The following is a 17191-nucleotide window of genomic DNA, read 5'->3' as shown; positions in this document are numbered from 1 at the left end:
GTGAAGCTGGCGTATCGGGTCGAGGACGGGGTGCGGCTCGGGTCGCTGCTGTGGGAGTTCGGGCCGGGGTGGCGGATGATCTCCTCGGCGCTCCTGGGCGGGGGGATCGGGGCGCGTACGTGGGTGCTGAACGCGCAGGTCGTGGCGGGCTACTCGCGGATGGACCCGGTTGATCACCTTCGCGAGCTCGGGCCTGACGGCCTCGGAGTGGGGATGATGACGGCGGCCTCGGTGGAGCGGTACGCGCGGGCGGTGGACGGGGAGGTGGAGGTCGTGGCCACGGTCGGGTTACGCGTCCCCACCTGGGCCGCCGCCCCTGAAGGCGCCCCCGACCCCGAACTGGCCCCGATGCTCGCCGAGCCGGCCGCCGCCGGGCCGCCCGTGGGGACGATCAACCTGATGGCCGTGATGCCGGTCGCGATGACCGATGCCGCCCTGGTCAACGCCGTGATGACGATGACGGAGGCCAAATCGCAGGCGCTGATCGAGGCGGGCTTCCCATGCACCGGCACCGCCTCGGACGCCCTCTGCCTGGCCGTACGCGCCGACGGGCCGGAGGAACTCTTCGGCGGCCCACGCTCGACCTGGGGCGCCCGCCTGGCCCGCGCCGTCCACTCCGCCGTCCACCAGGGCGCAGCCTCCTGGCACCCCCGCACCTGGCTCGCCGGGCCTAGCTCGCCGCACCTAGCTCGCCGGGCCTAGCTCGCCGCACCTAGCTCGCCGGGCCTGGCTCGCCTAGCTCACCGGATCTGGCCGGCGCGTCAGGCCGTAGTCCTCCTGGGCGCCTCGCTCTGTGATGTGGCCTGCGGCGAGGTCGGCGAGTACCGCCTCGCGGTCTCGCTCGTGCGGGGAGCCCATCCCGCCCCCGCCCGTCGTCTCCACCACGAACGCCTCACCTGCGGCGAACCTCACATTGTTCATCTTCGACGCGAGTCGCTCGACCGTTCCGTCCAGGTGCCGCTTGAAGAAGCCGCCGAGCCGGCCCGGCAGCCCGCCGTCGCGTCCCGGCGGGGCCAGGCGCAGGCGGTCGCCGCGCGTCGTGACGTGGCAGTCCGCCAGGAACCGGTACACGGTCCGCGACCCCAGCCCGCCGCGATGCCGCCCGGGGCCGCCGGAGTCGGGGATGGTCTCGATCGACTCGACGACCAGCGGGCAGCGGCTCTCCACCGGCTCGGCCTGCGGCACCGAGTTCCGGCCGATGCCGAAGTGCACGCCCGTCGCGTCCGGCCCGTCGAGTCCCTGCCGCGCGCCGACACCGCCGAAGTCGTACGAAAGGTGGATCCAGTACGGCGCCCCGACGGCCGCGATGGAGAACGGCTGGAGGATGCCGCTGGGCGCGATGGCCCGCTCCGGGACGGCGTCCGACAGCGCCTGGAAGATGGCCTCCATAGCCGCGTAGATCGGCACGTACCGCCCGCCGCACGGGTAGGGGGAGCGGGCGTTGAGCAGCGACCCCTCCGGCAGTCGCACCTCGATCGCGCGCAGGCAGCCGTCGTTCATGGGAATGGTCGGATCGAGGAAGCAGCGCACCGCGAACACGGCCGCGGCCAGCGACTGCGACGCGGACGCGTTGATCGCCGCCGGCACCTGCGGCCCGGTCCCGGCGAAATCCACCACAACCCGCATCTCCGGAACGCCGGGAACCCGCATCTCGGGACTCCAGGGACGCCCGGTCTCGGGACCCCCAGTCTCGGGACGCCCGGGAACCCGTGTCTCGGGACCCTCGGCGATCACCTCAGGGGACTGCGGCTCGATGTCCTCCGAGCTGCGCTGTCCGGCGCCATCAGAGAGGTGGCGTTCCAGGGTGATGGCGACCCGGATGTCGTGGGATCTTTCGTGATCGATCCCGTCGTCGTCGATCGGGTAGGACGCCTCGAAACGGCCCTCGGGCAGGTCGGCCAGCGCGGTCCGCGTCCTGGCCTCCGTGTAGTCGAGGTAGTCGTCGATCCCCGCCGCCAACCCTTCGGCGCCGTACTCCGCGACCAGCGCGCCGACCCGGGCGGCCGCCACCGCGGTGCCCGCCACGAGCGCCCGCACGTCGCCCATGACCTTGTCCGGTGTACGGCTGTTGGCCCGGAGAATGGCCTCCACGGCCGGTTCGAGACCGCCGGACGTCGCCAGGCGTACGGGAGGAAGCTGGAGCCCTTCGAGGAAGATGTCGGTGGCCAGCGGTGCCATGCCACCGGCGGACAGCCCGCCCAGGTCCGACACGTGGATCATGGTCGCGGCGAAGTACGCGGGCCGGTCCCCGACGAAGACGGGCCGGTAGACGAGCAGGTCGTTGGTGTGCACGCCGCCCCGGTAGGCGTCGTTGAGCACGTACACGTCACCGGGACGCATCGTCTCCAGGGGCACGTCCCGGATGAGCTCGGGCAGGGCGACCTTGAGCGCCATGCTGTTCATGAGCGTGGTGGCCATGGAGTGCGCGATCAGCCGCCCGCGCGCGTCCAGGACGGCGGCGGACGCGTCGGACCCCTCGACGATGAACGTCGAGTACGCCGACCGCACCACGACGATGCTGGCCTCCTCGGCGGCGACCACCAGCGCGTTCCGCAGCACCTCGGCGGTCAGCACGTCACTGCTCATGCGGCTCCTCGGTCAGGTGTACGGCCCGCGCCGGGCCGAGCGCGGCGGTCCACCCGGGCGGCACCACGATCGTGGACTCGGCGTCCTCGATGATCCCCGGGCCGGACAGCACCGCCAGCGTGTCCCGGGTGTGCACCGGCACCTCGGAGTACCCGCCCAGCTCGGCGAAGTACGCGAGCCGCGCCCCGACCGGGCCGGAGGAAGCCACGGGGACGTGCGTGACCGCCGGGCCGTCGGTGGCGGGCAGGGTGACGCGGACCCGGTAGCTGACGATCTCCACCTCGCCCCGCTGCGAGATCCCGTACACCTGCTCGTACCTCTCGAAGAACCGCGCCTCCAGCTCCGCACGCGCCGAGCTCCACGCCACGGTCAGATCATGCGACTGCCCCTTGAACCGCACGTCCACCGACCGGGAGACCCGCACCCCGGGATCCGACGGCGACACCCCGAGATCCTCCGCAGCCGACGCGGCCAGCGCCCCGAACACCTCCGAGGGATCCGCGGCGTCCAGCCGCGACAGCACCCGGTCCGTCGACAGGTCGGCCACCAGCAGCCCGGCCGCCGACGCGACCCCGCAGTGGGCGGGCACCACCACGGTCCCGATCCCGAACCGCTCGGCCACCCGCGCCGCGTGCATCGGCCCCGCCCCGCCGAACGCCACCAGCGCGTACCCACGCGGATCGATCCCCCGCTGCACGGTCACCACGTGCACGGCCGACGCCATCGAGGCGCTGACGATCTCGTGTACGGCATGCGCCGCCGCCGCCCTGGACACCCCGAGCGGCCCCGCCAGCCGGTCCAGCGCCTTGTCGGCGAGTGGTGCGGAGAGCGGGATCGACGCTGATGACAGGTAGCCGAGCACCAGGTTCGCGTCCGTCACCGTCGGCTCGGAGCCACCCAGGCCATAGCAGGCCGGCCCGGGGTCGGAGCCCGCCGAGTGCGGGCCGACGCGCAGCGCGCCCGCGGCGTCGAGCCAGGCGACGCTGCCGCCGCCCGCGCCCACCTCCGCCAGGTCGATGGCGGGGGTCTTGATCGGTACCCCGGTCCCGGCCCGCCGCCCGCCGAAGCTGCCCTTGCCGCCCACGTGGAACTCGTGCGTGATCTCCGGCCGCCCGTCCCGCACCACGCAGGTCTTGGCCGTGGTCCCGCCCATGTCGAACGAGATGACGTTCGCGAACCCGCTGCCCGCGGCCGCGAGCACCCCGGCCGCCGGGCCGGACTCGATCATGGCGACCGCCCGCCTGGCCGCCAGCTCGGCGGAGATCACGCCGCCGCTCGACTCCATGACGTGGACGGGCGCGTGCACGCCCAGCGAGGCCAGCCGTTCGCCCAGCCTGGACAGGTATGAGGCCATGAGCGGTCCGATATAGGCGGACATGATGGTCGTCGTGGCCCGCTCGTACTCGCGGATCTCCGGCCACACCTCGGACGAGGTGACGACGTTCTCGACCGATTCGCGCAGGATCGCGGCCACCTGCCGCTCATGGTCGGGGTTGGCGTAGGAGTGCAGCAGGCACACCGCCGCCGACGTGATGCCCCGCCGCGCGATCTCGGCCGCCGCCCGTCGTACCGAATCGAGATCGAGGGGCGTCAGTACGACCCCGCGCGCCGACACGCGCTCCACCACCTCGAAGCAGTCGCCCGCGGCCACCGGCGGGGGCGGCGGGGTGAAGCGCAGGTCGTAGCGGTCCTCCTCGACCCGGGCGTACCGGCCCAGTGGGATGACAGAGCGGAAGCCCTGGGTGGTGACGTAGGCCACCCGCACGCCCTTGCGTTCGAGCACGGCGTTGGTGGCCAGCGTGGTGGCGTGCACGACCCGGGTGACCAGTGCGGGGTCCACGCCGGTGAGTACTCGTGTAACACCGTTCGCTATTCCGGCGATGGGGTCGTAGGGGGTGCTCAAACACTTGGCTACCGTTACCTCGCCCAAAGGACCGCGCAGGACCACGTCAGTGAAGGTTCCGCCCACGTCGACGCCGATCGCGTAGCCCATTCAGGTACCGTAGACGTCCAAGCAAGCGCTTGTCTACGAGCTCATCTATTGACTTCCGGCAGGTGATTGGGACCCTTATTTCTATAACTGCGAAATGGGAGCGGAGATGGCGCGTCTCACAGCTCTGGCCGGGGGTGTCGCGGCGACACTCGTGCTGCTCGCACTGCCCGCGGCAGCCCACGAGCACCCCAGCGGGATCACCGACCTGGTGACTCCGGCCGTGGTGCGCGTGGAAGCCTCCTCTCACGTTGAGATCACTCTGCTCGATCATGTGGGCGAGCTGTTGCATGTGGAACGGTCCTACGACATCCCCATAGGCGTGGGGACGGGCATCGTGGTGAACCCCGAGGGCGCCGTCGTCACACTCACCCGCGTGGTCAAGACCGACAAGGACGTGGCGGTGTACGCCGCCAACAAGATCTACGCCGAGCACCACAAGGTGAAGATCCCGCTCGACTACAAGCGGCACAAGCTCAAGGACGCCCTGCTCCAGCATCACCTGAAAGAGTGCTACCCGCCCAAGACCAGCGTGTCGACCTGCATCATCAACGTCACCACCAACGTCACGATATTTCCGAACGTCTCCCCGGCCGACCCCAAGGGCCTCAAGGCCGACATCGTCAAGGTCGGCGCGCAGCCCGACAGCCCGGCCGTGCTGATCCCCTCGGGCCGGGTCGTCGGCAGCGTCGGCATGCCCACCGCCCCCCTCGCCGACAAGGTGCCCGACCAGCAGGGCTCGCCCACGAACGTGGCCGGGTTCACCGACCGGCCCGGCGTGAACGTCAAGGAGACGGTGGAGATCGCGCACCTGGGCAAGGGCGGCGGCGGTGGTCAGGACACCGGCCGGCAGTTCTCCGACCCGGAGAAAAAGGTCGACGAGCCCGCGAAGCTCGGCGCTCTGACCGACCGCGGCCTGCGCGGCGCGCCGGTCATCGGTGACAAGGACGGCCATGTCATCGGCATGCTCATCGGCGGTGGCAAGGACGCCAGGATGATCGGTGTCAGGGAGATCCTCGCCGCGCTGGCCAAGGCCGGGGTCGCGCCGCGCCGCGGCGCCATCGACGCCGCGTTCGAGGCGGCACTGACCCGCTACCACACCAAGTACTACACCGAGGCCGCACCGGGCTTCCAGCGCGTACTGGAGCTCTACCCGGGCAACGTGGTGGCGGCGAACCTGCTGAAGACCTCCCTGCAGAAGCGCGGCGGCCCGGAGGACGCGGGCAGCAAGCAGGCCGTGGCACCGGCGCCACGGAGCATGCCGCTCTGGCCGTTCATCGTCGCCGCCGCCGTGCTGTTCGTGGTCGCGGCCGCCGGGGCGTTCCTGCTGTGGCGGCGCCGCCGTACTTCTGTGGAGAAACCGGACCAACCACCGCCACTCGTCGCGGCGGCGGCTGCAGCGGCTGCGGCGGCGGCGACATCGTCGGCGCCGACCTCACCGCCACTGCCGCTCGACGAGGGCGCGAACCAGACCGTCGTGGTCCGCAGGTCGCAGCCCTTCCAGGTGGTCCCGAAGCAACAGCAGGTGCTCACCGCGCAGGACCAGCCGTCCGTCAAATACTGCACCGCGTGCGGAATGCGGCTGGGGGCCGCGCATCGCTTCTGCGGGTACTGCGGCCACCCCATCGAGACGTGATGCCGGTGAATGACAGATCGCTCGTGGGCCAGGAGGTGGCCGGTTATTACATCGAGGACATCGTCGGTAAGGGCGGCATGGCCGTCGTCTACCTGGCGCTCGATCCGAGGCTGAGCCGCCGGGTGGCGTTAAAGATCCTCAACCCGGTGCTCAGCGTCGATGACCGGTTCAGGCAGCGGTTCATCCTGGAGTCCAGGACGGTCGCCAGCATCGAACACCCCAACATCATCCCGATCTATGAGGCGAACGCCGACGCCGACGGCGTGCTCTACATCGCGATGCGCTACGTCGACGGGCTCGACCTGCGCCGCCTCATCTACGACCGGGGAGCGCTGCCGATCGGGCAGGCGAACCAGATCGTCGCCCAGGTGGCCGCCGCGCTCGACGCCGCGCACGCGCACGACCTGATCCACCGCGACGTGAAACCGGCCAACATCCTGCTGGCCGGCGACCACGTCTACCTGACCGACTTCGGCATCACCAAGCACCGTACGTCCATCTCCGGGCTCACCCAGACCGACCAGTTCATCGGGACGCCCCGCTATATGGCGCCCGAGCAGATCAACAAGGAGCACATCGACGGCAGGTGCGACCAGTACGCGCTGGCCTGCGTCGCCTATGAGGCGCTGTCGGGGCGGCTGCCGTTCCCGCGGGACAACGACATCGCGCTGCTCTGGGCGCACCTGGCCGAGCAGCCCACGCCGCTGTCGCAGGTCAGGCCGGAGCTGCCGGTCGAGGTCGACGGCGTGATGATGCGGGCGCTGGCCAAGTCGCCCGAGCAGCGCTACCCGTCGTGCACCGCGTTCGTCACCGCGCTGCGCGACGCGATCAGCGGCCAGCCCGCCGTGCCCTTTCCCACTCAGTCGTCGGCCGTACGCCAGGGCCGGAAAGCCAATCCCGGCGGCTCCGCCCGCCCGAGCCGGCTGCCGCTCGTGGTGGCCACGCTGATCGCGGCCGTCGCGGCGCTGACCCTGGTCGTGTTGATCGTCATGACCCAGAAGGGCGACTCCTGGGCCCGCTACCAGAGCACCACCGCCGCCCCGCTCACCTTCGACTACCCGGCCGACTGGACCGTCAAGACACACGGCGACCTGTTCGCGGTGGCCTCGCCGCATGCCTCCGAGTTCGAGGCGATGTTCGTCTCCGGCGCGGCCGCGGACTGGACCGCGGTGAACCAGGTCATCACCGGCGACACCGACAACGCCGTTGGCGTGTACGTGCAGGTCTCCGACGCGCTCAGCGCCAGCGCGACCGCCGCCCAGATGAAGGCCATGCTCGAAGGGCTGCTGCCCGGCGAGATCGTGGTGGACCAGCCGGTCCCCGACCGGGCGGGCGACAGCGACGCCACGCGGTACGACGGCTCCCTGCGCGACCGCAACAGCGGCAACCGGCTCGGCTTCGTCAGCTACGTCATCGATCGCCGGCCCAAGCCGGTGCTGGTGCTCTACTTCTGCGCCAAGAACCGCTGCGACGACACCACTCAGGGCCGCGTCCGGCAGAGCGTCCACCTCTCCTGATATCTCACCATGCGGACTGGATTGTCGGTTTTGGGCTGGGCTATATGTATATTTTCCGCTAGAAGACGGTTATGGCGGGAGATATTTCATGCAAGCGTTCCCCAGGGTGCTCTTCGACGAGGCCCACAGCGAGTCGTGGACCATCCGGCGTGATGTCGCGGAGGCCATCAACCCCGCGCACCCCGACGACAACAGCTACGCCCGCGCGGCCGAGCTGCTGCGGCGTCTTGGGCACACGGTGACGGCCCGGCTGGCGGGCCCGCTCGACGCGGGAACGCTCCAGGAGCAGGACGTCCTGGTCATCGCGCATCCGTCGGGGGAACGGTGGGAGCGCACCACGGGGCAGGGGAGTCCCGTGTTCTCGGCCGCCGAGATCGACGCCGTGGAGGCGTTCGTGGCGGGTGGCGGCGGGCTGGTCGTGCTGGCCGAGGAGGAGCAGGACAAGTACGGCAACAACCTGGCCGAGTTGCTGGGACGGTTCGGGGTGGGCGTCGAGCACACCACCGTGCGGGACCCCGGCCACGCGCACCGCGGGGTGGCCACCTGGGTGCTCGGCGAGCGGGCCACTAGCGACGGGCTGCTGGCCGGGGTCAAGGCCGCCTGCTTCTACCGCTCCGGCGTGCTGACCCTCGCGGACCCGGCCTCCGGTGGTGTGGACGCGACCGTGCTGTTCACCAGCTCGGCGAGCGCGGATCCGGCGGGTGCGGCGCTGGCCGTCGCGGTGCGGCACGGGCGGGGCCGGGTGGTGGTGTTCGCCGACTCGGACCTGTTCGGTGACGACTCGATCGAGGACCTCGATCACCGCGCGCTGTGGGGGAACGTGGTCACCTGGGCGGCCCGCGTGCCGGACGACAGCGCCGCCGTCTCCCGGGACGAGCGCAAGGCGAGCCTGTTCGCCGACCTCAAGGCGACGGTCGAGGAACTGCGCCCGCTCCAGGTCAAGGACGGCTCGGTGCCCGCCGACAAGCCCCGGGCCAAGGAGCTGGTGGCCACGATCGGCGGCAAACTGGCCGAGATCACGCCGTATTTCCCCCAGGACGCCGCCTACCTGGCAGCGGTCCGCGACGACCTGGCCAAGTGGATCGCCCAGGACCTGGGCGTACCGGACTTCCTGGACTCCCTTCAGCTGTTCCACCCCGACACCCAGCGGGTGGACGGCCTGGAGCACCTGGTCGTCTTCCCCATGTACACCCAGAACGGCAACCCGGACCGCAACCTGGAGGCCGTCTGGCTCCGCACGATCTGGCCGGACTGGCTGGCCGAGCTGGAGTCGTCCGGCTACGACAACCCGATGTTCGTGCCGATCGCCTTCGAGGACTTCACCTCCGGCTACGACACCCACTCGGCCGTGCTCTTCCCCGAGACCGTCGCCGTACGGCAGGCGCCGGAGCGGTTCACCTGGGGCGGCATCTTCGCCGACCGGGAGGCCGCCAGGTTCCGGCGGGTCGCCACGGCGGCCACCGCGACGCTCAAACTCGACCTGCCGCCCGACGCGGCCCGGCTGCTGGAGTCGCAGCGGCTGGCCCAGGACACCTTCGTCATGTGGGACCTGATCCACGACCGTACCCACAGCCACGGTGACCTGCCGTTCGACCCGTTCATGATCAAGCAGCGCATGCCGTACTGGCTGTACTCGCTCGAAGAGCTGCGCTGTGACCTGACCGCGTTCGGCGAGGCCGTACGGCTGGAGGAGAAGGGCGTGCCGCACGCGCGGTACGTTCAGCACGCGATCCTGTTCGACCGGCTGTTCCGTTTCCCGATCACCGGTGAGCGGGTGCGTAACTACGACGGGCTCGGCGGGCAGTTGCTCTTCGCGTACCTGCACCGCAACGACGTGGTGCGGTGGACCGACAACCGGCTCACGGTCGACTGGGCGCGCGTGGCGGGCGGCGTGGCCGACCTGCGGGGCGAGGTCGAGAAGCTGTACCGGGACAGCATCGACCGGTCCAAGCTGGCGCACTGGCTGGCGGCGTACGAGCTGGTGAGCGGGTACGTCGAGCCGAACCCCGGATCGACCTGGGCCAAGGGGATCCAGGCGCTGCCGGAGGAGCAGAAGGCCAAGGTGGACGCGGTGCTGCCGGACGAGTTCCCGCTGAGCATGTTCTATGAGGCACTGCGCCGTAAGCTGGGCGAAGTGGTCGAATCGACTAGGGGGATCCGGGCATGATCATTCTGGTTACGGGTGCCGGCGGGCCCACTGGCCAGGCCGTTTCCGGATTTTTCCGGAAAAATGGGCACACTGTGATCGGCGTTGGCAGGGACGACGTCGACCTCCTCGACCGCGCGGCCGTACAGGCGCTCGCGGACCGGATCTCCGCCGAGCACGGCCACGTCGACGGGGTGGTGCACCTGGTCGGTGGCTGGCGCGGCGCGAACTCGTTCGCCGAGACCGACCTCGCCGACTGGGACGCCCTGCACGCCCTGCTGATCCGCACGCTCCAGCACGTCTCGCTGGCCTTCGAGCCGCTGCTGCGCAAGGGCCCGAACGGCCGGTTCGTGATCGTCTCCGCCAAGGCGGCCGAGCACCCCACGGCGGGCGGCGCCCCCTACGCGGCGGCCAAGGCGGCCGCGGAGGCGTGGACCCTCGCCCTCGCCGACGCACTGAAGGACACCGGCAGCGCGGCGGTCATCCTGGTCGTCAAGGCCCTGGTGAACGACGCCATGCGCGCCGCCAAGCCGGACGCCCGTTTTGCCGGGTTCACTGACGTCAATACGCTGGCGGAGGCGATCGGCGACCTCTACGACCGGCCCGCCGCCCAGCTCAACGGCACCCGATTGGACCTCACTCAGTGATCTCCCGGCACGACCCTCAGCTCAAAAGCTTCGCCAGCGACAACTACGCGGGGGTGCACCCGGAGATCCTGCGCGCCATCGCCGACGCCAACGGCGGCCACCAGATCGCCTACGGTGACGACGTCTACACCGAGGCCCTGCGCGAGGTCTTCCAGCGGCACTTCGGCGAGCGGGCGCAGGCGTGGCCGGTGTTCAACGGCACCGCCGCGAACGTCGTCTCGCTCCGCGCCATGACCGCCCACTGGGAGGCGGTCATCTGCCCCGAGAGCGCCCACATCCACACCGACGAGGGCGGCGCGCCGGAGGTCGTGGGCGGCATCAAGCTGCTGACCGTACCCACGCCCGACGGCAAGCTCACTCCCGAGCTGATCGACCGCCAGGCCTGGGGCTTCGGCGACGTCCACCGCCCTCAGCCGCGCGTGGTGTCCATCTCCAACACCACCGAACTCGGCACCCTCTACACCCCCGAGGAGATCGCGGCCGTCTGCGCCCACGCGCACGACCGGGGACTCCTCGTCCACCTCGACGGCTCCCGCCTCACGAACGCCGCCGCCGCTCTCGACGTCCCGATGCGCGCGCTGACCACCGACGCGGGCGTCGACGTCCTCTCCTTCGGCGGCACCAAGATCGGCCTGCTGTACGGCGAGGCGGTTGTGGTGCTCAACCCTGAGGCGGCCACCGGGGTCGACTACCTCCGCAAGACGTTCATGCAGCTGTCGTCGAAGATGCGGTTCGTGTCCGCCCAGTTCGAGGCGCTGCTCTCCGGCGACCTGTGGCTGCGCAACGCCCGCCAGGCCAACGCCATGGGGCAGCGGCTGGCGGCGGCGGTCCGCGACATCCCCGGTGTCGAGCTGCCGCGGCCGGTGGAGGCGAACGCGGTGTTCGCGGTGCTGCCGCGTGAGGTGACGGAGCGGCTGCAGAAGCGGTTCCGGTTCTACACCTGGAACGAGGCGACGGGGGAGGTGCGGTGGATGTGCGCCTTCGACACCACGGAAGCGGATGTGGACGCCTTCGCGGCCGCCATCCGGGAGGAGATGCGCTGACGCGCTCTGGGCCTTGGCCCGAGGCGGGCGATGGGCTCAGCGCTTTAGTGCGAGGCGGGCGGCCTGCCAGCCGCCCATGCCGTGTACCGCGGCACCGGGTGGCGTGGACGCCGAGCAGAGGAACACCCCCGGCAGCGGCGTCCGCCAGGGCGCCACCGACCACACCGGCCGCCGGACGAACTGCCCCAGACTGGCCAGCCCGCCCCCGATGTCGCCACCCACCAGGTTGGCATTGCCCGCCTCCAACTCGGCGGGCCCCATCGCGTGCCTGGCCAGCACCCGATCGCGGAACCCGGGCGCGAACCGCTCGATCTGTCCCTCGATGGCGTCCGTCATGTCGACTCGAGACCCGTTCGGCACATGACAGTAGGCCCACAACGTATGCCCGCCCCGGCTGTCATCGGCCGCATACGGCTGCACGAGCAGCACGTACGGCCGCGGCGAGTGCCGCCCGCGAGCCATCTCGGCCTCGCTGAGCGCGATCTCCTCCAGCGTCCCCCCGAGATGTACCGTGCCGGCTGCCGCCACCGCCGGATCGCGCCAGGGCACCGGCCCGTCGAGCGCCCAGTCCAGCTTGAACACCCCGGGCCCGTACCGATAGCGCTCCAGCCCCCTGCGATACCCGGCGGGCAGCTCCGCCATCGCCAGGAGCTGCCGGGGAGTCACATCCAGCACCACCGTCTCCGCGTCCAGCTCCCCCAGCCGACGTACCCGGTGCCCGCTGACCGCCACTCCGCCCAACGCCCTGAACCTGGCCACCAGCGCGTCGGCCAGCACCTGCGACCCGCCTTTCACCACCGGCCATCCCACCAGATGGGCCAGGGCGCCCAGCAGCAGGCCGTACCCGCTCGTGATGGGCGACCGCAGGTCGAGCATCGAATGGGCGGCCATGCCCGCGAGCACCGCCCGCCCCTCGACGGTCCTGAACGCCCGCCGGGCGAGCGTCGTGACAGGCAGCGCTGCCGCCACCCCGAACCTGGCCGCCTGCGCGAACGCCCTCGGCCGCGGCTCCCACGGGCCGAGCGGCTTGAGCATCAGATCGACCAGCGGAAACCCGGCCCGCGCCGCCGCCCCCACCGTCGCCTGCCACACCGCCGCATCCCGGCCCAACCCGGCCGCGGTACGGCGGGCATCGCGGTGCACGAGCACGGCGGGGCGATCGTCGAGCGGGTGAGCGACGACCACCTCGGGATGAACAAACTCGACCGCCCCGAGAACGGGCTCCTTGGGGGCAGACCCGCTTTTGCCCAGCTCCCGAAAGGCAGGTGAGGCCAGCGCCATCGCCATCACGGTCGCACCCATGTCGTGCACCCGCCCAGGCAGCGTCAGCTCCGCCGACCGCAGCCCACCACCGAACTGATCGGCCGCCTCCAGCAGCACCACCTCGCGCCCCGCCTGAGCCAGTAGAATGGCCGCGACGAGCCCGTTCGGCCCGGACCCCACCACCACCGCGTCGCCACTCATCTCGGCCCCGCCCTCGCTTCGCGCGCTCACTGCAGCCATGAACCCGTCTCGCGCGTTCATGGGCAGTCCTGCCCCCGCGCGCTCACTCCAGCCCGCCCCCGTCGCGCGCTGTCGCGCGGTCACTTCAGGATCGTCGGGTACGGCTGCGCGCCGCGCTGCTTGAGCATCTCAGTCATGAGCTTGATCTCGCCGGTCTGCCCACTGATGATCTTCTGGGCCATGCTGACCACCTCGTCCCGCGTGGACAGCTTCAGCAGCCCCCCGGCCATCTGCACACCGCCCTCGTGGTGGCGGATCATCAGCTGCAGATAGAGCACTTCGGCCGCCGTACCCTGCAACTCCTTGAGCTTGGTCAGCTCGTCCGGCGTGGCCATGCCCGGCATCAGCCCGCCCGCGGCGACAGTCGCCGTGCCCGTCCCGCCGTGACCATGCTCGGCCATCCACGCCATCGGCGGCCGGTCGGTGGCCTGATCGAGCCCCCACTGTTGCAACCACCCAATGAACATGCCCCGCTGGTTGGACTGGGTGGTGATGATGTCGTAGGCCAGGTTGCGGACGTCCTTGGACTGCGTCTTGTCCCTGATCGTGAACGACATGTCGACGGCCTGCGCGTGATGCGTGGCCATGTCGCGAGCGAACCCGGCCTCCGCCGAGGTATCGCCGGGCGTGCCGCCCCGGCCCCACACGAGGAAGATCGCCGCTGCGGCGAGTACCAGCACGGCGCAAGCGACGAGCAGCGAATTTTTCGCGGGCTTTTCCATGGCTTGTCCAGCGTACCCATCGCTTGGCCGAGGCCGGTACGCGCACTTAGGTCGCTCTTATTCTCCGCATACCGCCCAAGGGCATAGGGTGACCCGGAGTTGGCACGCCGATGGAGGAACGATGACGAAGGAGAAGGCGCAGGCGCGCCGCGAGCATCTGCAGAAGATGCGAGCGCAGCAGAAGAGCAAGGAGCGCCGCGCCGCGCTGCTGATGTGGGGGGCAGGCGGACTCGTCATCGTGCTGCTCGTCGGAGTGGTCGGTTTCTACTTGGTCAAGCAGGCCAAGGAGACGTCACTCGGTGCTGTGGCCAATTACAAGTACGACGCGGGCCAGCACGTCTGGAACGCGGTCACGTACAAGGAGACCCCGCCGGTCGGTGGTGAGCACAACAACTACTGGCAGCAGTGCGCGATCTACGACAAGCCCATCCACAACGAGCACGCCGTCCACTCGCTGGAGCACGGCGCCCTCTGGATCACCTACCGCCCCGACCTGCCGAAGGCGCAGGTCGACGCGCTGAAGAAGACGGCCTCCTCGACGGGCCAGCAGGACTACATGCTGGTCAGCCCGTACCCGAACCTGCCCGCCCCGGTCGTGGCATCATCCTGGGGCCACCAGCTCAAGCTGGACAAGGCCGACGACCCGAAGCTCGCGGCGTTCATCAAGAAGTACCAGAACGGCCCGGACACCCCTGAAGCCGGCGCCAGCTGCGGCGGCGCCGACGCCATCACCACCACGGCGGACCAGGCCCCCCTCCCACCCGAGCCCAAGGGCACCCAATCCCAGCCCCCGACGGAAACCATCAGCCCCAGCGCCAGCCCCACCAACAAATAACCCCCAAGCCCCCAAGCCCCCCAGCTCGGGCCTCCCTGACGGTCGGACTGCGCTTCCCAAGGGGGGCTCCGCCCCCCTTCGACCCCCGAAAAGCATGGTCTTCGCTTTCGCTCAGGCTGCCTTCTTGGGGGGCTTCGCCTTTGGGCGGGGGCCTGCCGGCCCCCGCCACCCCCGGGACGCGATCCCGTTGTAATCGGCCAGGAACGGTTGACCATTGCCGCTGCCCGGCCGTGCCGGTTGGACGCGACTGCCGCTGGCACGGTGGCGACCGCCTCCGGCGCCGTCGAGATCATGCGGCTCTTGGGTCGCTCAGCCTTCGTCCGTGTGAATACCCAGTGACACCAGTAGGCGCCACATATCCGTGGATGGGTCGCGCTGGAGAACCTGGCAGTCCGGGGCATGCCCGGAGCGGGCCATCCACTGCTGCGCGGTCTGCGGTTCGGCGTCGCGACCAACCGGTTCCGTCTTCGCGTGGCCAGGCTTGCAGCGACCATGGGCGCACGAGGCGACCAGACTTTGGGCATGCGTCACCGCCTGGCCTCCTCTTCCATTCAGAGCATCGCGCCGGGCACCTTTGATGCTCTTGTCGTTCCTTTTGTCGTAGTCCTTGAAAGCGCCCGCCCCCTTGGCTTGCCGCAGCTTCTCGATCACGATCCTGCTGCTGCCGCTCTGCGCTCCCCCGAACGCCTGGAAGTGCAGCAGCAGCCACAGGTCGAATGACGGGTGCGAGAACGCGAGTTCGATTCTGGAATCGGCCGCGGTTTTGACCGCCTGCGGGATGTCATGATGCTGGTCACGATCGAAAAGAGCCCAGGCCTCGTCTTCGGCGGCGGCCTTACCCACTGCTTCGACGGCCTCAGATGGGGTCATTCCATTCTTTCGATAGACCGGCTGGATCCGAAAGGACCGTCCGCTCTGCCCGTCGCCGTCCCCGAATTGCTCGTTCAGATATCGCAGGTAATCGGGCTCGGTGGATTCTCCCTCGCAGGCCACATACAGGACTCGTACCTCCCGCGAGCGTGCTCCGGATCTCGGCGCCAGCGAACGTCCGTCTTCCGAGCGCTCGCGACGTCTCAGTCCCTGCCCTTTTCCCGTTCGCCCGCTCACGCCGTCGCCTTCGTCTCCCGCCAGGACAGTTCGCGGACGATCTCGCCCGCGGTGACTCGGGGAACCCCACCGTAGCGACCCCGTAGATAGCCGCGCTCGAGATTCTCCTCCTTGCGTGGCTTGGCGTCCGTCAGCGGGTACAACTCGGTTTCGCCGGAGCGCTTCTTCGCCGTGATCCATACCTGGTCGCGGTTGAGCGGACGATCGAGCACCGCACTGCCCAGCAAGGTCGCGTCATGCGTCGTGAAGATCACCTGTGCGTTGTGCGGATTCGACGCGGGGTCCTGGAAGGCGCGCACGACCTCGGCGGCGAGTGCGGGGTGCAGGCTCGAATCCAATTCGTCTACCAGGAGGACTGACCCCCGGTCCAGCACGGTGAGCATGGGCCCCAGGAAGGCGAACCACGCATGAGTGCCCAGTGACTCCTCGGTGCCGAAATGCAGCGGTGCCTCGCCCCCGTCCGGGGTGCGGTGCCACAACCTGATCTCCCCGGTCTCAGGGTCGGTATCGAGGCGTGTGACCCCAAGGTCAGCCGATTGCAGCAACCGGACGATTCGTTGCTCGTAGATCTCCGCTCGATCCGGACGCGCCAGCAGGGCTCTGGTCGAGTTCGTCGAGGATTTCAGGTTCCTGCCCGGTGTGACGAGCCGCAAGTCGTTCAGGAACCATCTGTGTATCGCGGACAGTTGGGGATCATTGAGGGTTGCGCCCACGGAGAGGAACAGAGCATTGGGACGGGTCAACTTGACCAGGGAATCTCGCTCTCCCTTGAAGCCCTCTCCTTTGAAGACGAACTCTCCGCCGGCTGATTCCGGGCGATCCGCCTCTCGGTCGAACCAGATGTTACGCCGACCGTGCGGGTAGGCGTGCAGCCATTCCGCTTCCACTCTCTCGTCCGACAACTCGAAGCCGTAGGTGTAGCGAATAGGTTCTCGGCCCAGTGTGAGGTCCACTTCGAACAGGCTCGTCTCCTCGCGAGAGGTGGAATCGAGCTTGAAGGGCTCTCGCGGAACCACGCCTGGAGTCTTGGCCCAATCCGCGAAAGAGTCTCGCACCGCGTCGGCCATGAGCCGGAAGGCGCTAAGCAGATTGGACTTCCCCGAAGCGTTGGCTCCAAAAACACCCAGCGCGGGCTGCAACGAAACGTCTCGCCCCTTGTGCTGGAGTCCGGCTCTGCGGCCGGTTCCCTCGTCGAACTCGGTGGCGATCAGAGATAGTTCCTGCTCATGGCAGATCGAACGATGATTGGCCACCCGCATACGGATCAGCACCGCCGGCCTCCAGTCGGGACGGGCTTCTGCACCCTGTTATCTACAGTCTGGCGCGCAGAACCTGCATCTAACAGCCTATGACACCCCTCAAGCGGATGCCAGTACGCCCTCTCGTGTCGGTCGTAGGTCGTGCGTTGGCCCTCTGAACTACTTGAGCAGCTCCGGAACCACCGGGCTTGTGTAGAAGG

General features: G+C 69.6%; 13 protein-coding genes. 7 read left to right on the top strand and 6 right to left on the bottom strand.

The window, feature by feature from the left end; translation table 11 throughout:
• A complete protein-coding gene (locus KLK06_RS25065; protein WP_214637998.1) occupies nucleotides 1–702 on the top strand; it encodes an adenosylcobinamide amidohydrolase in 702 nt (233 codons plus the stop codon).
• A gap of 33 nt (nucleotides 703–735) precedes the next feature.
• Here KLK06_RS25065 and KLK06_RS60095 read toward each other — a convergent pair whose 3' ends face one another.
• Together KLK06_RS60095 and KLK06_RS25050 are read right to left on the bottom strand one after the other, a co-directional pair.
• The gene (locus KLK06_RS60095) at nucleotides 736–2586 is read right to left on the bottom strand and encodes a hydantoinase B/oxoprolinase family protein (RefSeq protein WP_250905902.1); all 1851 of its coding nucleotides are present in this window, start codon (nucleotides 2584–2586) and stop codon (nucleotides 736–738) included.
• Complete coding sequence (locus tag KLK06_RS25050; protein WP_214637997.1) at nucleotides 2576–4579, bottom strand: hydantoinase/oxoprolinase family protein; 2004 nt, start codon at nucleotides 4577–4579, stop codon at nucleotides 2576–2578. The genes KLK06_RS60095 and KLK06_RS25050 overlap by 11 nt, the downstream gene beginning before the upstream one ends.
• A gap of 106 nt (nucleotides 4580–4685) precedes the next feature.
• Here KLK06_RS25050 and KLK06_RS25045 point away from each other — a divergent pair, with 106 nt between their 5' ends.
• From KLK06_RS25045 to KLK06_RS25025, 5 genes are all read left to right on the top strand, one after another.
• Nucleotides 4686–6212 carry a tol-pal system YbgF family protein gene (locus tag KLK06_RS25045; protein WP_214637996.1) on the top strand — a complete coding sequence of 509 codons (1527 nt, stop codon included), beginning with the start codon at nucleotides 4686–4688 and terminating at the stop codon, nucleotides 6210–6212.
• A complete protein-coding gene (locus KLK06_RS25040) occupies nucleotides 6212–7729 on the top strand; it encodes a serine/threonine-protein kinase (protein WP_214637995.1) in 1518 nt (505 codons plus the stop codon). The genes KLK06_RS25045 and KLK06_RS25040 overlap by 1 nt, the downstream gene beginning before the upstream one ends.
• Nucleotides 7730–7817: 88 nt before the next feature.
• Nucleotides 7818–9896 (top strand): DUF6421 family protein, encoded by a 2079-nt coding sequence (locus tag KLK06_RS25035; RefSeq protein ID WP_214637994.1) that lies wholly within the window; start codon nucleotides 7818–7820, stop codon nucleotides 9894–9896.
• Nucleotides 9893–10522 (top strand): SDR family NAD(P)-dependent oxidoreductase, encoded by a 630-nt coding sequence (locus tag KLK06_RS25030; protein ID WP_214637993.1) that lies wholly within the window; start codon nucleotides 9893–9895, stop codon nucleotides 10520–10522. Before KLK06_RS25035 ends, KLK06_RS25030 begins: the two co-directional genes overlap by 4 nt.
• Nucleotides 10519–11565 carry a low specificity L-threonine aldolase gene (locus tag KLK06_RS25025; protein WP_214637992.1) on the top strand — a complete coding sequence of 349 codons (1047 nt, stop codon included), beginning with the start codon at nucleotides 10519–10521 and terminating at the stop codon, nucleotides 11563–11565. The genes KLK06_RS25030 and KLK06_RS25025 overlap by 4 nt, the downstream gene beginning before the upstream one ends.
• A gap of 36 nt (nucleotides 11566–11601) precedes the next feature.
• Here KLK06_RS25025 and KLK06_RS25020 read toward each other — a convergent pair whose 3' ends face one another.
• Nucleotides 11602–13089: an NAD(P)/FAD-dependent oxidoreductase gene (locus KLK06_RS25020; RefSeq protein WP_250905901.1), complete on the bottom strand. Its 1488-nt coding sequence runs from the start codon at nucleotides 13087–13089 to the stop codon at nucleotides 11602–11604.
• Nucleotides 13090–13148: 59 nt separating this feature from the next.
• A complete protein-coding gene (locus tag KLK06_RS25015; protein ID WP_214637991.1) occupies nucleotides 13149–13790 on the bottom strand; it encodes a DUF305 domain-containing protein in 642 nt (213 codons plus the stop codon).
• Nucleotides 13791–13911: 121 nt separating this feature from the next.
• Between KLK06_RS25015 and KLK06_RS25010 the strand changes: the two genes are divergently transcribed.
• Complete coding sequence (locus KLK06_RS25010; protein WP_214637990.1) at nucleotides 13912–14625, top strand: DUF3105 domain-containing protein; 714 nt, start codon at nucleotides 13912–13914, stop codon at nucleotides 14623–14625.
• Nucleotides 14626–14934: 309 nt separating this feature from the next.
• On the opposite strand, the gene KLK06_RS25005 is transcribed toward KLK06_RS25010, so the two are convergent.
• Together KLK06_RS25005 and KLK06_RS25000 are read right to left on the bottom strand one after the other, a co-directional pair.
• On the bottom strand, nucleotides 14935–15618 hold the full coding sequence (locus tag KLK06_RS25005; RefSeq protein ID WP_214637989.1) for an RloB family protein: 684 nt from the start codon (nucleotides 15616–15618) through the stop codon (nucleotides 14935–14937).
• 110 nt (nucleotides 15619–15728) lie between these two features.
• On the bottom strand, nucleotides 15729–17003 hold the full coding sequence (locus KLK06_RS25000) for an ATP/GTP-binding protein (protein WP_214637988.1): 1275 nt from the start codon (nucleotides 17001–17003) through the stop codon (nucleotides 15729–15731).
• Between the last annotated feature and the right edge of the window lie 188 nt (nucleotides 17004–17191).

The organism is Nonomuraea sp. NEAU-A123, assembly GCF_018603905.1.
Taxonomy (GTDB): domain Bacteria; phylum Actinomycetota; class Actinomycetes; order Streptosporangiales; family Streptosporangiaceae; genus Nonomuraea.
The sequence above is the reverse complement of the archived record's forward strand: the minus strand, read 5'-3'. Positions and strand labels throughout refer to the sequence as shown.